Raw genomic sequence first — 17,392 nt, 5'->3', positions numbered from 1 at the left:
AGATTCTGGGCGGAGAATGTGGCCCTGGTTCTAGCCGGGGAAGGGGTTTTGCGCTAAGCTTTTCTAGCTTCTTGAGATCTCGTAGAACCCCCGGGCGTTGTGGAGGAAGTGGGCCAGGATGCCGGGGAGAAGGCTTCCGGTGACAAGGTAGGTGAGCCCGAAAAGGAGCCCGGCAAGCCCGGTGTATACCGGGTAGGCAAGGGCCCGCCTGGGGGCGGGGTGAAGGAGGGCGAAGGCCAGGGCCTGGAGGAAGAGCCCCGAGGGCCCCAGCCAGGCCATGAGGAGGCTTTGCAGAAGCCCTCGGAAGAAGACCTCCTCTGCTACCCCCGAAAGGAGGGCGAGGAGAAGGAGGATTGCGGGTCCTACCCCAGCCCGGCGCAGGGCCTCTCCCAAGGCCCGGTGGAGGTTTTCCGCCTCCTGGAAGGAAGCGGGGAAAAGGTGCCGGAAGGCTTCCTCCAAAGCGGCCAAGGCCAGGAAGAGGCCCAGGGCACAGAAAAGCTCCTTGGGGCCTGCCTGGCCGAAGGGAAGGCCCAAGAGGAGCATGCCCGAAGCCCCAAGGAGGAGTAGCCCTCCTTGGAGGGCCAGGAGGAAGCCCAGGGGCGGGGGAACCAAGGCCTTAGGGCCTACTCCCCGCCCAGGGCGAAGCCCTGGTCCAGGAGCTTCTTGGGGTAAGCGCGGAAGGCCAGGAGGGTCTCCGTGCGCTCCACCCCTTCCAGGGCTAGGATCCCCTGGGTGACGGCATCGTCCAGTTCCTCGAGGTCCTGCAGGCGCAAAAGGGCCACCAGGTCGAAGGGGCCCGTAACCGAGTAGACCTCAGCCACCTGGGGGAGTTCGGCGATGGCCTCGCCCAGGGTGGCGATCCGGTCCCCGCGGGCACGGATGAGTACGAAGGCGGTGATCACCCCTTTATCCTACCTCCAGGATCAGCTTGGGTCGGAAGGCCAGGGCATCGGCGGCCACCAGGTGGAGGGGAATGCCCCGGTACTCCTTGGGAAGCTTTTCTGGGTCGGCCCCGTGCAGGTGGCCGTAGACGATGGCCTGGGGCTTGGCCTCCGCGGCCAGCTCCAGAAGGGAGGTAGCCTCCCCCTTGGGGCCGAAGGGGGGAAAGTGGAAGGCCACCACCAGGTGGCGGTAGGGTTTGCCCTTGAGGTCCTGTAGGGAGAGCTTGAGCCGCTCCACTTCCCGGGCGAAGATCCGCTCGTCCTCCGGGGTGGCGGGGGGGTACTGCCAGCCCCTACTTCCCGCCACCGCCACCCCGTCCAGGACCAGGGCATCGTTTTGCAGGGCGTACATGCCCTCGGGCAAAACGGCCCTCAGGCGGGTTATGGAGGGCCACCAGTAGTCGTGGTTCCCCTTCAGGAGCACTTTTTTGCCAGGCAGGGCGGCCAGGTCCAGGAGGTCCGGCAGGGCCTCCCCCAGGCGCATGGCCCAGGAGATGTCCCCCGGGACGATCACCAGGTCCCCCTCCGCCACCACCTCCCGCCAGCCCCGGAAGAAGGCCTCCGGGTGGCCCTGCCAGTTGGGGCCGAAGATGGTCATGGGCTTGGGGTGCAGGCGGGAGAGGTGGGGGTCGGCGATGGCGAAGACCCGCATGGGCTTTAGCGTACCCTATGGGTATGGAAAAGGCTGAGGCCCTGGCCTATGCCTTAAGGCTCCTCTCCCAAAGGGCCATGAGCCGGGCTCGCTTGCGGGAGAAGCTTCTCGGCCGCTTTCCTGAGGGAGAGGTGGAAGGAGCCTTGGCCCGCCTCGAGGAGCTGGGCTATCTGGACGACCGGGCCTTTGCGGAAACCTTCGTGGCCAGCAGGCGAAAGTACGGCCCCCATAAGCTCCGGTTTCTCCTGAAAGCCCAGGGGGTTCCGGAGGAGGTAGTGGAGGAAGTCCTTGCCGCCTATGGGGAGGAGGAGAGCCTGGAGGCCGCGCTTAAAGTCCTCCGCCGCTACCCCCGCCGCCAGCACAAGGCCAAGGCGGTGCGCTTCCTTCAGGGCCGGGGTTTTCCCCTTTCCGTGGCACTAGAGGCCTACCGGCTTGTCAAGGAGGAGGAAAGCGGGTAAAAAGAGCCCATGCCCGAGGTGCGCGCGGAACGCTTGATCAAGGCGCCAGCGGAAAAGGTGTATGCCCTGGCCAAGGATCTGGAGGGCTTGAAGCCCTACCTCAAGGAGGTGGAAAGCCTCAAGGTGCTCTCCCAGGAGGGCAACCGCACCCGAAGCGAATGGGTGGCGGTGGCCATGGGCAAGAAGGTGCGCTGGCTGGAGGAGGAGGAGTGGGACGACCAGAACCTAAGGAACCGCTTTTACTCCCCGGAAGGGGATTTTGACCGGTACGAGGGCACCTGGGTCTTCCTGCCGGAGGGGGAGGGGACCCGGGTGGTCCTGAGCCTGACCTATGAGCTCACCATCCCCATCTTCGGGGGGCTTTTGCAGAAGCTGGTGCAAAAGCTCATGCAGGAGAACATAGAAAGCCTTCTTAAGGGTCTGGAGGAACGGGTTCTGGCTTCCTAGTTGCACATGGGGCCCTTTTGCTCTACCATGGGCCTGAAGCCGCCCATGTCCTTCCAAAGCGGGGTGGCCCAAGAGCTTTCAGGAGGTCAAAGTGGAAACGTTGCGCGTGTCTTCCAAGTCCCGCCCCAACTCCGTGGCCGGCGCCATAGCGGCGCTCTTGCGCACCAAGGGGGAGGTGGAGGTGCAGGCCATCGGGCCCCAGGCGGTGAACCAGGCGGTGAAGGCCATCGCCATCGCCCGGGGGTACATCGCCCCCGACAACCTGGACCTGGTGGTCAAGCCGGCCTTCGTCAAGCTGGACCTGGAGAACGAGGAGCGGACCGCCCTTAAGTTCAGCATCAAGGCCCATCCCCTGGAGTCTTGAGGCCGGAAAGCCCCAGGGCCCTGGCCGTTCGCATCCTCCTCGAGGTGGAGCGGGGCGGCAGGGCCCAGCTGCTTTTGGACCGGGCTCTGGACCGCCTGTCCTGGCCCGAGCGGGACAGGGCCTACGCCACCCACCTGGTGTACGGGGTCCTGCGCCGCCTGAGGTATTTGGACTTTCTCTTGGAGCCCCACCTCAGGAAGCCGGAGAGGCTTCCTCCCCAGGTGCGCTGGATCCTGCGCCTGGGGGCCTGGGAGTGGCTTGCGGGCAAGGCGGACCATGCCCGGGTGAGCCCCTGGGTGGAGGAGGCCAAAAAGGTTTCCCCGCGCCTCGCCGGCCTGGTCAACGCCGTGCTCCGTCGTTTGAGCCTGCGGGAGGCCCCGGAGTGCGTACGCCTCAGCCTGCCCGACTGGCTTTGCCAAGCCTGGCAAGGATTCTTCGGCCAGGTGGCCTTCGCCGAGGGGTTCAACGAGCCCGCTCCCCTCTTCGTCACCGCGTACCGCTCCGTGGAGGGATTGAAGCCAGGGCCCATCCCTGATAGCTACCTCTGGGAGGGAGGGAAAACCGACTTTTCTGCTTTAGGCCTCCAGCCCCAAAACCCCGCTTCCCTCTTTGCCGCCCAGCTTCTTAGCCCTGTCCCCGGAGAAAAGGTGCTGGACCTGTGCGGGGGTGCGGGGCTTAAGGCCTTTTACCTGGCCGCCAAGGGGGCGGAGGTGGTGTCCTACGACCTGAACCCCAGGCGCCAGGAGGCAGGGGAGAAGACGGCGAGGAAGCTGGGCCTGAGGGTCATCTACCGCACCCAGGACCTGAGGGAACCTCTTTCCGAGAAGGCCAAAAAGGTTCTTCTGGACGCTCCTTGCACCGGAACCGGCACTTTCCGGAGCCATCCCGAGCTCCGCTACCGCCTGGCTCCAGAAGATCCGAGGCGCATGGCGGAGTTGCAGCTTAGGCTTCTGGAGACCGCTGCCCGGGCCACGGAGGAAGGGGGGGTGCTGGTGTATAGCGTCTGCACCCTGACGGAGGAGGAAGGGGAGGGGGTGGCCCGGGCCTTTCTTGCCCGGCACCCGGAGTTTGTGCCGGAGCCCATAGCCTGCCCCTTTCCTGCGCTTCGGTCGGGCCTGGGTGTTTATGTGGCCCCGGAGGGAGGCCTGGATGGGTTTTATTACCTGCGCCTGCGGAAGGTAAACTCTAGATCATGAAGCTGGTGTTCGTGGGCCTGGGCAAGATGGGGAAAAGCATCCTGAAGGGAGCCTTGGACCGGGGTTTCCTCAGGCCCGGGGAGGTGGGGGTGGTGGGCCGCACCCCGGAGCGCACCCGGGAGCTGGCCGAGGCCTTTGGCCTTCGTCCTTTAGCGCTTAAGGAACTCGCCCAGGCGGAGCGGGTGCTTTTGGCGGTCCAGCCCCGGGATTTTCCCCATCTGGCCCCGGAGATCGCCCACCCCGGGGTGGGATACATCTCCATCATGGCCGGGGTATCCACGGCGGTGCTTTCCCGCAGGCTGGATACCCGGCGGGTGGTGCGGGCTATGCCCAACCTGGCGGCGGTGATCGGGGAGAGCTCCACCGCCCTTACCGCCTTGAGGGAGGCCCGGGAGGCAGGGGACCTGGAGTTTGCCCGGTCCCTTTTCGCCACCGTGGGGGATGTGTACGAGATCCCCGAGCACCTCTTTGACCCCTTCACTGCCATGTCCGCTTCCGCCCCCGCCTATCTGGCGGTGGTGGCGGAGGCTTTGGCCGATGCTGGGGTGAAGATGGGTATGCCCCGGGCCCTGGCCCTGCGCCTGGCGGCGGAGGCCCTGGCGGCCACGGGGGAGCTCTTGAAAAGCCGTCATCCCGCCCAGCTCAAGGACGAGGTGGCCAGCCCCGGGGGAACCACCATCCACGGCCTCCATGCCCTCGAGGCCCGCTCCTTGAGAGCTGCCTTCTACGAGGCGGTGGAGGCCGCCACCCGTCGCGGGCACGAGCTGGGAGAGGCGGAGTAAGGGTATGGAAAGGGCTAAGGGCAGGGGGCTTTGGCGGTTCCTCTGGGCGGTGCCGGTGTTCCTTTCCCTGGCTCTCGGCCAGGTCTTTCCCCAGGGAGGGGGACGGTACCTGTACTCCGATGGCACCCAGCAGGAGCTTCTTCCCACCCAGGAGGGGTATCGCCTTCGCTACTGGAAGGAGGGGCGCGTGTTCCGGGAGGACCGGCTCAAAGGGGGAACCGAGGGGCTTTTTCTCCTGGGGGTGGGCCTGCCCGAGGGGTATTTTCCCTTTACGCCCCCTCTTCTTCTCTATCCCTCGAGGCTGGACCCGGGGCTTTCCTGGGGGGGAAGCGCCCGGTTTCGCGGGCAGCGGGTGGCCCTTTCCGCCCGGGTGGAGGGAATCGAAGGGGTAAGGGTGAAGGCCGGGGCCTTCAACGCCTACCGGGTGCGGGTGGCCTACACCACGGAGAAAGGGGGTACGGACCTCAAGGAGATCTTCCTGGTTCCGGGCCTCGGGGTGGTGGCCTACCGCACCGGGGAGGCCTGGGTGGAGCTTTTAAGGCTCCCACAGGCCCTTACGCCCAGGCAGGGGCCCTAAGCCTTGGCCTTGAGGTAATAGCGCAGGATTTCCCGGTACATGCGCAGGCGGTGGAGAAATCCCGGTAGAAGCCCCCGCTTTTCCTCCTTCATCACCTGGCTCACCCCAGGAAGGGGCAGGTAGAGGACCCGCCAGCCCGCCTTTTTGGCGTGGCGGGTGAGGAGGAGTTCCAGGTCGTATCGGGCACCCTCGAGGCCCGGCACCCTTCGCAAATCCTCCGTCTTCAGGGCCCGCTGTCCGGAGAGAAAGGGGGTAAGGCGCATGGCGAGATCCGTGGAAAGCCTTCCCCCTTGGAAGACGCCCACCGTCATCTCCGCCTTCCCCTTTGCCACAGGGTCCAGCAGGGACTCCAGATGGTGCGGGGCAAGACCCAGAAGATCCGCATCCAGGAGGAGGACCAAGGGGGTGTTCACCCGTTTGAGCCCCTCGGCGATGGCCCCGCCCTTACCCCGGTTGTGGGGCAGGCGCACCACCTGGGCTCCAGCCCTGGCTGCCTCCTGGGCGGTGCGGTCCTCTGAGCCGTCATCGGCCACCACCACGGGGAAACCTGCCTCCTTGGCTACCCGCACCACCCCTGCGATGGTGGCCTCCTCGTTGTAGGCAGGGATGAGGACCGTGGCCTCCATCTAGCCCCCGAGAAGCCGTCTTAGGTCCTGGAAGGTGACCAGGATGACCAGGAGGATGAGGAAGACGAAGCCCAGGTAGTGGACCATGGCCTCTTGCTCGGGGCGGATGCGGAGGAAACGGGAGAGGAAGAGGAGGAGAATACGCCCGCCATCCAGGGCAGGAATGGGTAAAAGGTTGAAGAGGGCCAGGGAGAGGTTGATGGCCACGGTGAGCTCCAGGAGACGGAAAGGCCCCTCTTGGGCTGCCCGGCCTGTTTCCGCCACGATACCCAACGGGCCCACTACCCCGCTATCCGGGTTCCCGGCCAGCACCCCCAAAAGCCCTCCCACCAGGGCCTTCACCATCTGGGGTCCGAAGGCCAAGGAGCGGCTCACCGCCAGGGTAAGGCCCTTGAGGAAACCCACCTTGCGGAAGGCTACCTCGGGCTGGTACACCACCCCAAGCCGCTCCATGCCTTCCTGCCAGGTGAGGGAGAGGGTGAGCTCCTGGCCCTGACGGCGCACGGTGAGGGTGTGGTTGCCTGGAGTCTTCACCCGTTCAAGCCCCTGGGCTTGGGCGAGGGGTGTCCCGTCCACGGCCACCAGGATGTCGCCGGCCCGTAGCCCCGCTTCTTCCGCCACGCTCCCCGGGAGGACTTCCAGGATCACCGCCCTTCCCGTGGCCTCCGGCACCCCTTGGGCGCTGAAGAGGTAGGCAAGGAGTCCCCAGGCCAGGAGGACGTTCATGACGACCCCGGCCACCAGGACCACAAGCTTCCCCGGGAAGGGAAGGATATCGTATCCCCGGCCCCGCTCCTCCGGGAGGAGGCCTTCGATGTCCGCGTACCCCCCCAGGGGAATGGCGGAAAGCCGCCACTCCGTTCCCCAGGCCTGCCGCCTGAGAAGGACGGGGCCGAAGCCCAGGCTGAAGGCCTTGACCCGCACCCCTTGGACCCGTGCCGCCAGGTAGTGCCCCAGCTCGTGCACGAAGATGCTCACGCCGATGATGATCAAAAACCAGAACAGGCTCATGCCCACCTCTTGGCCTCTTCCCGGGCCCAGGCATCCACGGCGAAGAGGTTCTCCCATGTTAGGGGAAGGGAAGGGGTGTTTTCCAGGACCCGGGCCAGGATCTTTGGGATCTCAGTGAAGGGGATCTTTCCGGAAAGAAAGGCCTCCACCGCCACCTCGTCGGCGGCGGAAACCGCTACTTGGGCTACCCCACCCCGCCTTCCCGCCTCGTAGGCCACCGCCAGGGCGGGGAAGCGCTTTAGGTCCGGCTCGAAAAACTCCAGCACCCCGGGGATAGGGAGGTCCTGGAAAGGGGTTTCCGCCCTTTCGGGGTAGGTGAGGGCGTACTGGATGGGAAGGCGCATGTCCGTGGGGCCCAGTTGGGCCTTGAGGCTACCGTCCACGAAGCGGACCAGGCCGTGGACATAGGCCTGGGGGTGAACCAGGACTTTGATCTTCTCCAGGGGAAAGCGAAAAAGCTCCTTGGCCTCGAGGACCTCGAGGCCCTTGTTGAAGAGGGTGGCCGAGTCTATCGTCACCTTGGGGCCCATGCGCCAGCGGGGATGGTTTAAGGCCATGGCTGGGGTGACCTGGGAGAGATCCTCAGGCTCCCAAAGGAAGGGTCCTCCGCTTGCTGTGAGGATGAGCTCGGCCACATCCTCCCACCTTTCCCCTAAAAGGGCCTGGAAAAGCGCCGAGTGCTCGGAGTCCACGGGGAGGATCTCGGCCCCCTGGGCTTCCACCTCCTGCCAGAGGAGGGGCCCCGCCGCCACCATGGCTTCCTTGTTGGCCAGGGCCAGGCGTTTTCCTGTTCTGGCCGCAGCCCAGGTGGGACCAAGCCCTGCAAGGCCCGGAATGGCGGCCACGGCCACCTCCGCCTCCAAGGACGCTACCTCCTCCGGGGTGCCAAGCCTTAGCCCGGGGAAGCGAGCCTTTAGCTCCCCGTGGAGGCTTTCGTGGGCGGCCACCAGGAGGGGCCTCCACTCCTGGATCTGCCGGGAGAGCTCCTCCAGGTTTTGCCCGGCGGCAAGCCCCACCACCCGGTAACCCCGCCAGCGGCACACCTCGAGGGCCTGCCGCCCTATGGAACCCGTGGAGCCCAGGATCACCACCCGTTTCATGTGAAGAGCACCACCAAAAAGTAGGTGAGGGGGAAGGTGAAGAGAAGGCTGTCGATCCTATCCAGAAGGCCGCCGTGGCCGGGAAGGAAGTGCCCCGAGTCCTTCACCCCACAGTACCGCTTCAGCATGGACTCCACCAGGTCCCCAAGCTGGGCGGCCAGGGAAAGGAGGAGGCTGAAAAGCCAAAGTTCCAATAGGCCGAAGGGGAAGACCTCCCGCACCAGCCCGGTGTAGAGGGCCAGGGCCAGGAAGCTTACCGCAATCCCCCCCAAAGAGCCTTCCACCGTCTTGCCGGGGGAGATTTCCGGGGCCAGCTTTTGCCGGCCCAGGGTCCGGCCCACGAAGTAGGCGCCGATGTCGGTGGCGAAGCTGGCCACCAGGGGCAGGGAAAGGGTCCAAAGGCCCAGGGTGCCGTCCGGGGTTTCCCGCAGGAGGAGAACATACCCCAGGCTCCAGGGCAGGTACAAAAAGGCCATGAGGGTGAAGGCGAAGCGCGTGAGGTCGGCTCCCTTGAGCAGCTCATGGCTGAAGCTTCCCAACAGGAAAAGCCCCAGGGCCACCTCCCGCCAGGGCACCTGGGGGAAGTGCCAGTAGAGCTGGGGCAAGGAGAAGAGGAAGAGGAGTACCCCTCCGCCCACCAGGAAGGGCAGATTCAAGCGGATGCCCCTTTTGGCCAGCATGTCCCTAAGCTCCAGGCTCCCCAGCCACAGGACAAAAACCAGGGTGGGCAGGATTAGGGCGAGTCCCCCCCAGAGCACCCATAGGAGCAAAAGGACCCCTACCAGGGCGGAGAAGACCCGGGTGGGCAGGTCGTCCCTGCCCTCCATCACCCCTCCTTCCCCGTGGGCCCCCGGGTAAGGGGCCCATAAGATTTGGGCAAGCCGTCCACAGCAGACAAAAGGTGGGTCCTAAGGGGCTTCCTAGCCTAGGATTTCCTGCTCCTTCTTCTCCAGAAGCTCGTCGGCCTTGGCGATGAACTCGTCGGTGATCTTCTGGATTTCGGCCTCCGCTCGCTTGGTATCGTCCTCCGAGAGGTGGAGTTCCTTGGAGAGTTTCTTGAGTTTTTCCAGGGCCTCACGCCGGACGTTGCGGATGGCGATCCGCCCCTCCTCGGCGTAGTGGCGGGCGGTTTTCACCAGCTCCTTGCGCCGTTCCTCGGTGAGGGGGGGAATGTTGATGTAGAGGGCATCCCCCTTGTTGGCAGGGTTCAGGCCCAGGTCCGAGTCACGGATGGCCTTCTCTATGGCCTTCAGGGCGTTTTGGTCCCAGGACTGCACCACCAGGGTCTTGGCGTCGGGGGCGGTTACGGTGGCGATCTGGTTCAGGGGCACATGGGTGCCGTAGTACTCCACCTTGAGGTGGAGGAGAAGGGCGGGGTTGGCCCGCCCGGTACGGAGGCCCGCCAGGTTGTGCTCCAGGGCCTCGAGGCTCTTTTGCATGTGCGCCCTTGTTTCCGCGTAAAGCTCTTTCAGGCTCATGGCACCTCCTTCAGGTGTGGATCAGGGTACCCACCTTTTCCCCCTGGATAATACCCACCAGGGCGCCGGGTTTGAAGATGTCAAAGACCACGATGGGAAGCCCCGCTTCCATGCACAGGGTGATGGCGGTGGTGTCCATGACCTGAAGGCCCCGGTTCAAGACCTCGAGGTAGGTGAGCTCGTCAAAGCGCACCGCGTTGGGATTCTTCCGGGGGTCATCGGAATAAACCCCGTCCACCTTGTTCTTGGCCATGAGGACCACCTCGGCCCCCACCTCCAGGGCCCTTAGGGCGGCGGCGGTGTCCGTGGAGAAGAAGGGGTTGCCCGTCCCCCCGCCGAAGATGACGATGCGTTCCTTCTCCAGGTGGCGCAGGGCCCGCCTGCGGATGTAGGGCTCGGCCACCTGGGTGATGGTGAGGGCGGTCTGGACCCGGGTGGGGATCCCCAGGGACTCCAGGGCGTCTTGCAGGGCTAGGGCGTTCATGATGGTGGCCAGCATGCCGATATAGTCGGCGGTGGCCCGGTCCATACCCACCCCCTGCCTTGCTCCCCGCCAGAGGTTCCCCGCCCCGATCACGATGGCCAGCTGGACTCCCGTGTCGTAGGCGGCCTTGATCTCCTTGGCCAAGGCCTTGGTGGCCTCGGGTTCGATGCCGAAGCCATTTGCGGTCAGAAACTCGCCGGAGAGTTTAAGGAGAACCCTTTTGTACTTCATGGCTTATCTGGCCCCACAACCTGATTTAACAAAACCGGGGCCCCTTTGGGTAAGGGCCCCGGTTTGCCGCATGGTCTATGCTCCCAGCTCAAAGCGGCAGAAGCGCCGTACCACGATGTTCTCCCCGGTCTTGGCGATGGCCTCCTGGATCAGCTCCTTCACCCGGATCTTGTCGTCCTTGACGAAGGGCTGTTCCAGAAGGGCTACCTCCTCCAGGTACTTTTTCAGGCGGCCCTCGGCGATCTTCTCCGCAATCTGGGCGGGTTTGCCCTCGTTGAGGGCGGCCTGGATGTAGATCTGCCGCTCCTTCTCCAGCTCCTCAGCGGGGATCTCCTCGGCGGAGACATAGCGGGGGTTCATCATGGCGATGTGCATGGCCAGGTCCCGGGCCAGGTTCTGGAAGATCTCGTTCCGGGCCACGAAGTCGGTCTCGCAGTTGAGCTCCACCAGGACCCCCACCCGCTGGTTGTGGTGGATGTAGTGGCCGATAACCCCTTCCCGAGCCTCTCGCTCCGCCTTCTTGGCCGCCTTCATGGCCCCCCGCTCCCGGAGGAGCTGGACGGCCTTTTCCTCGTTCCAGCCAGCGTCCTCGAGGGCCTTCTTCACATCCATCATGCCGGCCCCCGTGGCCTCGCGCAGCTTCTTGATGAGTTCCATCTGGCTCATGCTTCCACCTCGTCCTCGCCGAAGTCGGATTCCCCCTGGACCTGGGCTTCCGCCTTCTCGGCCTCCTCCACCAGGGCGTAGGAGGGGGAGGGTTCCACCACCCCGCCCCGGGCCTGGATGATGAGGTCCACGGCCCGGGAGACGATGAGCTGGATGGAGCGGATGGCGTCGTCGTTGCCGGGGATGATGTAGTCCACCAGCTCGGGGTCGGAGTCGGTGTCCGCCAGGGCCACCACGGGGATGAAGAGCTTACGGGCCTCCCGCACGGCGATGGCCTCCTTGGTGGGGTCCACCACGAAGATGGCGTCAGGAAGGCGCTTCAGACGGCGGAAGCCCGAAAGGTATTTCTGCAGGCGGTCCAGCTCGTGCTTCAAGCGCACCTGCTCCTTCTTGGGCCGGTCCTGGATCTCCGGGGAGGCGAAGAGGTTCTCCAGCTCCTCCAGGCGGTTCACCCGCTGGGAGATGGTCTTGAAGTTGGTGAGCATCCCACCCAGCCAGCGCTGGTTCACGTAGGGCATCCCCGCCCGCTCCGCTTCCATGCGGATGATGTCCTGGGCCTGCTTCTTGGTGCCCACGAAGAGAATGGTGCCTCCCCGCATGGCCAGGTCCTCGAGGAAGCGGAAGGTGCGCTCCAGCTCCACCATGGTCTTCTGCAGGTCGATGATGTGGATGCCGTTGCGCTCCGCGTAGATATAGCGGCTGAACTTGGGGTTCCAGCGCTTGCGCTCGTGGCCGAAGTGAACCCCTGCCTCAAGAAGCTCCTTGATGCTGATGTTTACAGGCATATTCCTCCCATTCGGGGAAGGTTGGGCTTGGCGTTTCCTGTGTGCCGTCCTCTTTCCCGCAGGACCTTCCCCTGCCTACGGGCTGGCCCGGCACACCTTCCCGATTATAGGGGGAAAAGGGGCTTTGCGTAACCCCCCCTTTTGGGCTATACTCCCCTAGGCTTGGGGCGGTAGCTCAGAGGGAGAGCACCCGCCTTGCAAGCGGGAGGTCAGGGGTTCAAATCCCCTCCGCTCCACCAAGTCCAGGACACAAAGCTTTACCCCCCGGTAGCGTGGCCGGGGGGTGGTTTTTACTGCTTCTCGAGGGCTTATGGGTTGGTTTTGGGCTCGCATCCCCGGCAGGCTGGGGCCCTTGGGTTTGGGCCCTTAGGCGCGATCGGGCGGCTGTTGGGTGAAAAGGCCTTGGAATCGCTCTTCGGGCCTTTTCCAAAGGGGGCGGGCCATGGCAGGATGGAGCCATGGCCCCCAGCCTGGTGTTCCTAGGAGCGGGCAACCGCGGCATGGCCTATGCCCACCACGCCCACGTCCTGGGCGCCCGTATCGCCGGGGTAGCGGACCCCCGCCCCGAGCGCCTCCAGGCCTTCCGGGAAGCCTTCTCCGTGGAGCGGACCTTTGCCGACTGGCGGGAGGTTCTGGAGGCTCCCCTTCTGGGGGAGGCGGCGGTCATCGCCCTGCCCGACCGGCTCCACGCCGAGGCGGCGGTGGCCCTGATGGAGAAGGGCTACCACCTTCTGTTGGAGAAACCCATCGCCCCCACCTGGGCCGAGGTGGAACGGGTGGCCCAGGCCAAGGAACGCACCGGACGCCTGGTGGCCGTGGCCCACGTGCTTCGCTACACCCCTTACGCCCGGGCCCTGAAGGGGCTCTTAAGGGAAGGAGCCGTGGGGGAGGTGGTGTCTGTCCAGCACCTGGAACCCGTGGGCCACTGGCACTACGCCCACAGCTTCGTGCGGGGAAACTGGCGAAGGGAAGAGGAGTCCAGCCCCTTTCTCCTGGCCAAGAGCGTGCACGACCTGGACTGGCTGCTTTTCGTGATGCCGGGGGAGGTGAACCGGGTGGCCTCCTTCGGGGGGCTTTTCCACTTCCGCCCCGAGAACCGACCTAATAAGGCGGCCTCCCGATGCCTGGAATGCCCGGAGGAGGTGGAGAGGAACTGCCCCTTCTCCGCCAGGCGCATCTACCTGGAAGCCTACGAGAAGGGGGAAAGGGGCTGGCCCCTGGACGTGGTGGCCTACCCGGTGACCTGGGAGAACCTGGTAATGGCCCTGGCGGAGGGTCCCTACGGGGAGTGCGTGTACCTGGGGAAAAACGACGTGGCGGACCACCAGGTGGTGATGCTGGGATACCGGGACGGATGCACGGCCAGCTTGCACGTGGAAGGCCTAAGCCGGATGCGGTTTCGGGAAACCCGGATCTTCGGCACCCGGGGGGAGCTCTTTGGGGACGGGAGGTACCTGAGGCTCTACCGGTTCGGGGAGGGGGAGAGGGTCTTTGACCTGGAGACGGAACGGGAGGGCTCCATCCGAAGCGGGCACGGGGGTGGGGACCTGGGTTTGGTGCGGACCTTCCTGGAGGCCCTAACCCGGGAGGACGAAAGCCTTGTGGAGCCTTTTTCCGAGGCGGTGCAGGCCCACCGGCTCACCTTCCTGGCGGAGGAGGCCAGGAGGGAGGGGCGGGTGGTTCAAGTAGACAATCCCCTGCCCTGAAGGGCAGGGGATCTTTGGCGGAGAGGGCGGGATTCGAACCCGCGAGGCAGGTTTAAGCCCGCCTACACGATTTCCAGTCGTGTCCCTTCAGCCACTCGGGCACCTCTCCAAGTGCCAAGCCTGAGTTTAACAAGGCCCGTTTTTATCGTCAAGTAAGCTGAAGGTGTGCGGGTGGTGGTGGCCCACGAGAACCTGGACTTTGACGCCCTGGGCTCCATGGTCCTGGCGGGAAGGCTCTTTCCGGGAAGCGTTCTGGCCTTGATTGGGGGCCTCGAGGGGCCCTTGAAGGAGATCGCCCCCCTTTTGGAGGATCGTCTGGATCTGGTACCGGCTGCGGAGATCCCCGTGGAAAGGGTGACCGAGGTGGTCCTGGTGGACAACGCCCGGCCCGAGCGCATCGGACCCTTTAAGGCCCTGGTGGGGCGGGTGCCCTTTTTGGTCTTCGATCACCATCCCCGGGCACCGGGGGATGTGCCTGCGGTGGGGGGGAGGGTGGCCCAGGTGGGGGCCACGGTGAGCCTCCTGGTTCCCCTGATCCGGGAGCGGGGCCTGACCCTCACGCCCTTGGAGGCCACCTTGGCCTATGCGGGGATCTGGGAGGATACCGGGGGGTTCAGCTTTCCCTCCACCACGCCCCAGGACCTCGAGGCCGCTTACTTTTTAGCCCAGCAAGGGGCGGAGATCCCCCGGGTGCGGGAGTGGGTGCGGCCCCAGCTGGGAGCGGAGGCCCGGGAGGTTCTGAAGAGCCTTATCCGCACCGCCAAGGTGGTGGAACGGCAGGGGTTCCGGCTCCTCCTCGCCCGGGCCCAAGAGGAGGGCTATGTGCCGGCCTTGGCCCCCCTTGCCCATGCTCTTTTGGACCTGCACGAGGCCCATGGGGTGTTGCTGGTGCTTCGGCTATCCCGGGAGGTCCTCCTCATCGCCCGGAGCCGGGAGCGGTTGGATGTGGGCCGCTGGCTTTCCCAGGTGGGAGGTGGGGGGCACCCCCGGGCGGCCTTTGCCCGGGTGCGGGGGGTACGCAATGCGGTGCGGCGCCTTCTAGAAAGCCTTCCCCAGTACCTGGAGCCCGAGCCCACCCTAGCCGAGGTCATGTCCGCGCCAGTGGAAACCCTGCGCCCCACCACCGTGCGGGAAGCCTTGCGGATCCTGGAGGAGCGGGGGTACGGGGCCATGCCGGTGGTGGAGCCCCTGGAGGGGGGAAGGGTGCGGGTCTTGGGCCTGGCCCGGAGAAGGGACCTCAGGAAGGCGGAAAGGCTCGGCCTGGCGGAACATCCCGTGGAGGGCTTTTTGGCCCGGGCCCTTGTCCTGCCTCCGGAGACCCCCCTTTCCGAGGTGGAGCCCCACCTGAAGGCGGGAGGGGGAAGGGTTCTGGTGGGGGAGAGGTTGGGGGAGGGCGTTAAGCTTCTTGGGATCTTCACCCGTACCGACCTCTACCGCAAGAAGCCCGCTTTGGAGAAGCCCCTGGGGGAGCGGATCCTGGAAGCCTTGCCCGAAGGGGCCAGGCGGGTGGTTCTGGCCCTTAGGGAGGCGTTCCCGCAAGGGATCTACCTGGTGGGGGGGGCGGTGCGGGATGCCCTTTTGGACCGGTCGGGCCCCGACCTGGACCTGGTTCTGGAACCGGGGGTCAGGGTAGGGGAGGTGGCCCGCTTTTTGGTGGAGCGCTTCGGGGGTAGCTTTGGCCTCCACTATGCCTTCGGCACCGCCCGGGTGCACGTGAGTTTCGGCCTTACCGTGGACCTGGCGGAAAGCCGGGAGGAGGTCTACCCCTATCCCGGCGCCTTACCCCAGGTGCGTCCGGCCCCCATCGCCAAGGACCTGGAGAGGCGGGATTACACGGTGAACGCCATGGCCCTGTCCTTGGCCACCTTAGAGCTTTTGGATCCCTATGGGGGCCTCGAGGATCTGAGGAATCGCCTCCTCCGTCCCCTTCATCCCCTTTCCTTCGTGGAGGACCCGAGCCGCATCGTCCGGGGGGCGCGCCTGGCCGCCCGGTTGGCCTTCCGTTTTTCCGAGGAGGCCTTAAAGGCTTTGCCCCCAGCCCTCCTTCCCGAGGTGCTCAAGGGCGCCAGCAAGAGCCGCCTGCGCGACGAGCTCTTCTTGACCCTGGAGGAGGAGTCTTTCCTCGAGGCCCTTTCCCTTTTGGAGGAGCTCGGGGCTTTGGGTCCCCTCTACGGGCTAAAGCTTCCACCCAGGGACCCCTTTGTACGGCTTAGGTGGGGGCCTCTGGAAGAGGAGGGGTTCCCGCCTGGGCGGGCGAGGGTGGAAGCCCGCCTCCTCCTTCTCCTCTACTTCCAGGAAAACCCCCTGGAAAAGGCCTTGGCCCTGGGGCTTCCCAAGCGGTTGCAGGAGGCCTTGGCCCTTCTTCTCAAAGGCTCCTGGGAAGAGGCGGACAAGGAGGCTTTGGGGAAGGAGCCCTTGCGCGGGGTTTTTCTGGCCCTATTCCCCGAGAAGGAGGGCTGGCTTACGGAAAAGAGGCGGGTCCTCATGGGGCGGGATCTCTTGCAGCTGGGCCTGAAGCCGGGTCCCAGGGTGGGGGAGATCCTGCGCCAGGTGGCCGAGGCGCGGGCCCGGGGGGAGGTAAGGACCTTCGAGGAGGAACTGGCCTTAGCCCGTAGACTGATAGGCGATGGGTCTTTTTCCGTACCTCAATGACCCCCCGGTCTTCCTGGTGGCCTTCGCCTTTGCTGTTTTTGGCCTCGTGGTCCACAACCTGTTCCAGGCCTACCTGGCGGACCGTTATGGGGATACGGCTCCCCGCCGCTACGGTTTCCTCTCCTTGGACCTAAAGGTCCACCTGGAACCCTTAGGCCTGGTCTTTTTGCTCCTTTTGGGTTTCGGATGGCCGAGAACCGTGCTCACGAATCTTCCCGGGAGGAAGGGGGCCATGGTGGCCCTCATGGGGCCTTTAGGGTTCTTTGTGGCGGCCTTCCTCTATGGCCTTCTCGCCCGCTTTCTGCCCTATCCCTTCGGCGAAGGGCTTTTGCTGGCCCAAAGGCTCATGCTCCTTCACGCTGCCATCTACCTTTTCCCCGTGCCTCCTTTGGATGGGGCCAAGGCCCTCTACGCCGTGGGCGGGTATGAGGCCCGGCGCTTTCTGGAGCAGCTTGCGGCCTATGGACCCCTGGGTTTTATCCTGATCTTTCTGGTGCTCTCCTATACGGGGGTTACCGGGGCGGTGGTCCAAGGGCTTGCGGGCTTCTTGGCCACGCTATACCGGGTCATCGGGCTATGATCGCTCTTTTGCAGCGGGATCCCCTGGCCTTTCTTTTGACCTTTGTTGTCTTGGTGTTCAGCCTGGTCCTTCACGAGCTGGGCCACGCCTACGCGGCCTACCTCTTCGGGGACGCCACCGCCAAGCGCCAAGGGAGGCTTACCCTTAACCCCTTAAGGCACCTGGATCCCCTGGGAACGGTGCTTCTCCTCCTGGTGGGCTTCGGCTGGGCCAAACCCGTGCCCATCTACCCGCCGGCCTTCCGCCACTACCGCCTGGGGCTTTTCGTGGTTTCCATCGCCGGGATCGTCATCAACCTGGTTTTGGCCGTGCTCTTTGCCCTCCTGGTTCGGGGGCTATTTGCCCTGGATCCCGTGGGAGTGGTGATGACCCTGCAGGGGGAGGGGCAGACTGGGCTTGGCCTGCTGGCCCTGGCGGCCTTTTTCGCCAGTTCCATTAACCTGGTCCTGGCAGTCTTCAACCTCCTGCCCATCCCCCCCTTGGATGGTTCCAAGATCCTGCAGAGCCTTCTTCCCCTTTCCTGGCAACCCCTTTTGTGGCGGTTGGAGCAGTACGCCTGGCTTTCCTTTCTTCTGATCCTTACTGTGTTGCGGGGGCCTATCCAGGAGGTGTTGCGCTTGGCCCGGCGGGTGTTCTTTGGCTTTTTCTTCGGCTAG

General features: G+C 65.1%; 21 protein-coding genes and 2 tRNA genes. 11 read left to right on the top strand and 12 right to left on the bottom strand.

The window, feature by feature from the left end:
* Positions 1-63 precede the first annotated feature (63 nt).
* The 3 genes from KQ693_RS11185 to KQ693_RS11175 are packed head-to-tail and all read right to left on the bottom strand — an operon-like array spanning position 64 to position 1,593.
* Complete coding sequence (locus KQ693_RS11185) at positions 64-612, bottom strand: CPBP family intramembrane glutamic endopeptidase (RefSeq protein WP_267261317.1); 549 nt, start codon at positions 610-612, stop codon at positions 64-66.
* Between the two features lie 11 nt (positions 613-623).
* Positions 624-902: an Lrp/AsnC family transcriptional regulator gene (locus tag KQ693_RS11180; RefSeq protein ID WP_267261316.1), complete on the bottom strand. Its 279-nt coding sequence runs from the start codon at positions 900-902 to the stop codon at positions 624-626.
* A 4-nt stretch (positions 903-906) separates the two neighbouring features.
* Positions 907-1,593 (bottom strand): metallophosphoesterase, encoded by a 687-nt coding sequence (locus tag KQ693_RS11175; RefSeq protein WP_038069932.1) that lies wholly within the window; start codon positions 1,591-1,593, stop codon positions 907-909.
* A 17-nt stretch (positions 1,594-1,610) separates the two neighbouring features.
* On the opposite strand from KQ693_RS11175, the gene KQ693_RS11170 reads away from it, so the two are divergent.
* From KQ693_RS11170 to KQ693_RS11145, 6 genes are all read left to right on the top strand, one after another.
* Entirely contained in the window at positions 1,611-2,051 is a 441-nt protein-coding gene (locus KQ693_RS11170; protein ID WP_267261315.1) for a regulatory protein RecX, read from the top strand.
* 9 nt (positions 2,052-2,060) lie between these two features.
* Positions 2,061-2,498: a type II toxin-antitoxin system RatA family toxin gene (locus KQ693_RS11165; protein ID WP_015717586.1), complete on the top strand. Its 438-nt coding sequence runs from the start codon at positions 2,061-2,063 to the stop codon at positions 2,496-2,498.
* Positions 2,499-2,589: 91 nt separating this feature from the next.
* Positions 2,590-2,862 carry a stage V sporulation protein S gene (locus tag KQ693_RS11160; RefSeq protein WP_014515944.1) on the top strand — a complete coding sequence of 91 codons (273 nt, stop codon included), beginning with the start codon at positions 2,590-2,592 and terminating at the stop codon, positions 2,860-2,862.
* Positions 2,859-4,058 carry an RsmB/NOP family class I SAM-dependent RNA methyltransferase gene (locus tag KQ693_RS11155; RefSeq protein WP_267261314.1) on the top strand — a complete coding sequence of 400 codons (1,200 nt, stop codon included), beginning with the start codon at positions 2,859-2,861 and terminating at the stop codon, positions 4,056-4,058. Before KQ693_RS11160 ends, KQ693_RS11155 begins: the two co-directional genes overlap by 4 nt.
* Positions 4,055-4,840, top strand: a complete 786-nt coding sequence (gene proC / locus KQ693_RS11150) for a pyrroline-5-carboxylate reductase (protein ID WP_015717584.1) — start codon at positions 4,055-4,057, stop codon at positions 4,838-4,840. Before KQ693_RS11155 ends, proC begins: the two co-directional genes overlap by 4 nt.
* A 4-nt stretch (positions 4,841-4,844) precedes the next feature.
* Positions 4,845-5,417, top strand: a complete 573-nt coding sequence (locus KQ693_RS11145) for a hypothetical protein (RefSeq protein ID WP_267261313.1) — start codon at positions 4,845-4,847, stop codon at positions 5,415-5,417.
* Here the strand turns inward: KQ693_RS11145 and KQ693_RS11140 are convergent.
* The 8 genes from KQ693_RS11140 to rpsB all read right to left on the bottom strand — a co-directional run bounded on the left by KQ693_RS11140 (position 5,414) and on the right by rpsB (position 11,798).
* Positions 5,414-6,043, bottom strand: coding sequence for a glycosyltransferase family 2 protein (locus tag KQ693_RS11140; protein WP_219758542.1), 630 nt, complete (start codon positions 6,041-6,043; stop codon positions 5,414-5,416). The genes KQ693_RS11145 and KQ693_RS11140 overlap by 4 nt on opposite strands.
* The gene (locus KQ693_RS11135; protein ID WP_267261312.1) at positions 6,044-7,054 is read right to left on the bottom strand and encodes a M50 family metallopeptidase; all 1,011 of its coding nucleotides are present in this window, start codon (positions 7,052-7,054) and stop codon (positions 6,044-6,046) included.
* A complete protein-coding gene (gene dxr, locus KQ693_RS11130) occupies positions 7,051-8,154 on the bottom strand; it encodes a 1-deoxy-D-xylulose-5-phosphate reductoisomerase (RefSeq protein ID WP_267261311.1) in 1,104 nt (367 codons plus the stop codon). The genes KQ693_RS11135 and dxr overlap by 4 nt, the downstream gene beginning before the upstream one ends.
* Complete coding sequence (locus KQ693_RS11125; RefSeq protein WP_219758539.1) at positions 8,151-8,981, bottom strand: phosphatidate cytidylyltransferase; 831 nt, start codon at positions 8,979-8,981, stop codon at positions 8,151-8,153. The genes dxr and KQ693_RS11125 overlap by 4 nt, the downstream gene beginning before the upstream one ends.
* 93 nt (positions 8,982-9,074) lie before the next feature.
* Entirely contained in the window at positions 9,075-9,632 is a 558-nt protein-coding gene (frr, locus tag KQ693_RS11120) for a ribosome recycling factor (RefSeq protein WP_267261310.1), read from the bottom strand.
* Positions 9,633-9,642: 10 nt separating this feature from the next.
* Entirely contained in the window at positions 9,643-10,347 is a 705-nt protein-coding gene (gene pyrH, locus KQ693_RS11115) for a UMP kinase (protein ID WP_038029605.1), read from the bottom strand.
* 75 nt (positions 10,348-10,422) lie between these two features.
* Positions 10,423-11,013 carry a translation elongation factor Ts gene (gene tsf, locus KQ693_RS11110; protein WP_019550673.1) on the bottom strand — a complete coding sequence of 197 codons (591 nt, stop codon included), beginning with the start codon at positions 11,011-11,013 and terminating at the stop codon, positions 10,423-10,425.
* The gene (rpsB, locus tag KQ693_RS11105) at positions 11,010-11,798 is read right to left on the bottom strand and encodes a 30S ribosomal protein S2 (protein WP_015717575.1); all 789 of its coding nucleotides are present in this window, start codon (positions 11,796-11,798) and stop codon (positions 11,010-11,012) included. Before rpsB ends, tsf begins: the two co-directional genes overlap by 4 nt.
* Before the next feature lie 164 nt (positions 11,799-11,962).
* Between rpsB and KQ693_RS11100 the strand changes: the two genes are divergently transcribed.
* A tRNA-Ala gene (locus KQ693_RS11100) sits at positions 11,963-12,037 on the top strand.
* Positions 12,038-12,256: 219 nt separating this feature from the next.
* Positions 12,257-13,504 carry a Gfo/Idh/MocA family protein gene (locus KQ693_RS11095; RefSeq protein ID WP_267261309.1) on the top strand — a complete coding sequence of 416 codons (1,248 nt, stop codon included), beginning with the start codon at positions 12,257-12,259 and terminating at the stop codon, positions 13,502-13,504.
* A gap of 15 nt (positions 13,505-13,519) precedes the next feature.
* Here the strand turns inward: KQ693_RS11095 and KQ693_RS11090 are convergent.
* Positions 13,520-13,613, bottom strand: a tRNA-Ser gene (locus tag KQ693_RS11090).
* A gap of 56 nt (positions 13,614-13,669) precedes the next feature.
* Between KQ693_RS11090 and KQ693_RS11085 the strand changes: the two genes are divergently transcribed.
* Genes KQ693_RS11085 through KQ693_RS11075 form a run of 3 tightly spaced genes read left to right on the top strand, consistent with a single transcriptional unit; the run spans position 13,670 to position 17,392 of the window.
* Positions 13,670-16,156 (top strand): CBS domain-containing protein, encoded by a 2,487-nt coding sequence (locus KQ693_RS11085; protein ID WP_267261308.1) that lies wholly within the window; start codon positions 13,670-13,672, stop codon positions 16,154-16,156.
* Positions 16,131-16,736: a zinc metalloprotease gene (locus KQ693_RS11080; protein ID WP_219758535.1), complete on the top strand. Its 606-nt coding sequence runs from the start codon at positions 16,131-16,133 to the stop codon at positions 16,734-16,736. The genes KQ693_RS11085 and KQ693_RS11080 overlap by 26 nt, the downstream gene beginning before the upstream one ends.
* Positions 16,733-17,392 (top strand): site-2 protease family protein, encoded by a 660-nt coding sequence (locus KQ693_RS11075; RefSeq protein ID WP_267261307.1) that lies wholly within the window; start codon positions 16,733-16,735, stop codon positions 17,390-17,392. The genes KQ693_RS11080 and KQ693_RS11075 overlap by 4 nt, the downstream gene beginning before the upstream one ends.

Origin of the sequence: Thermus brevis (assembly GCF_026427635.1) — a bacterium.
GTDB classification, from domain to species: domain Bacteria; phylum Deinococcota; class Deinococci; order Deinococcales; family Thermaceae; genus Thermus; species Thermus antranikianii.
Note: the sequence above shows the minus strand (reverse complement) of the source record. Positions and strands in the feature narration are given on the sequence as shown.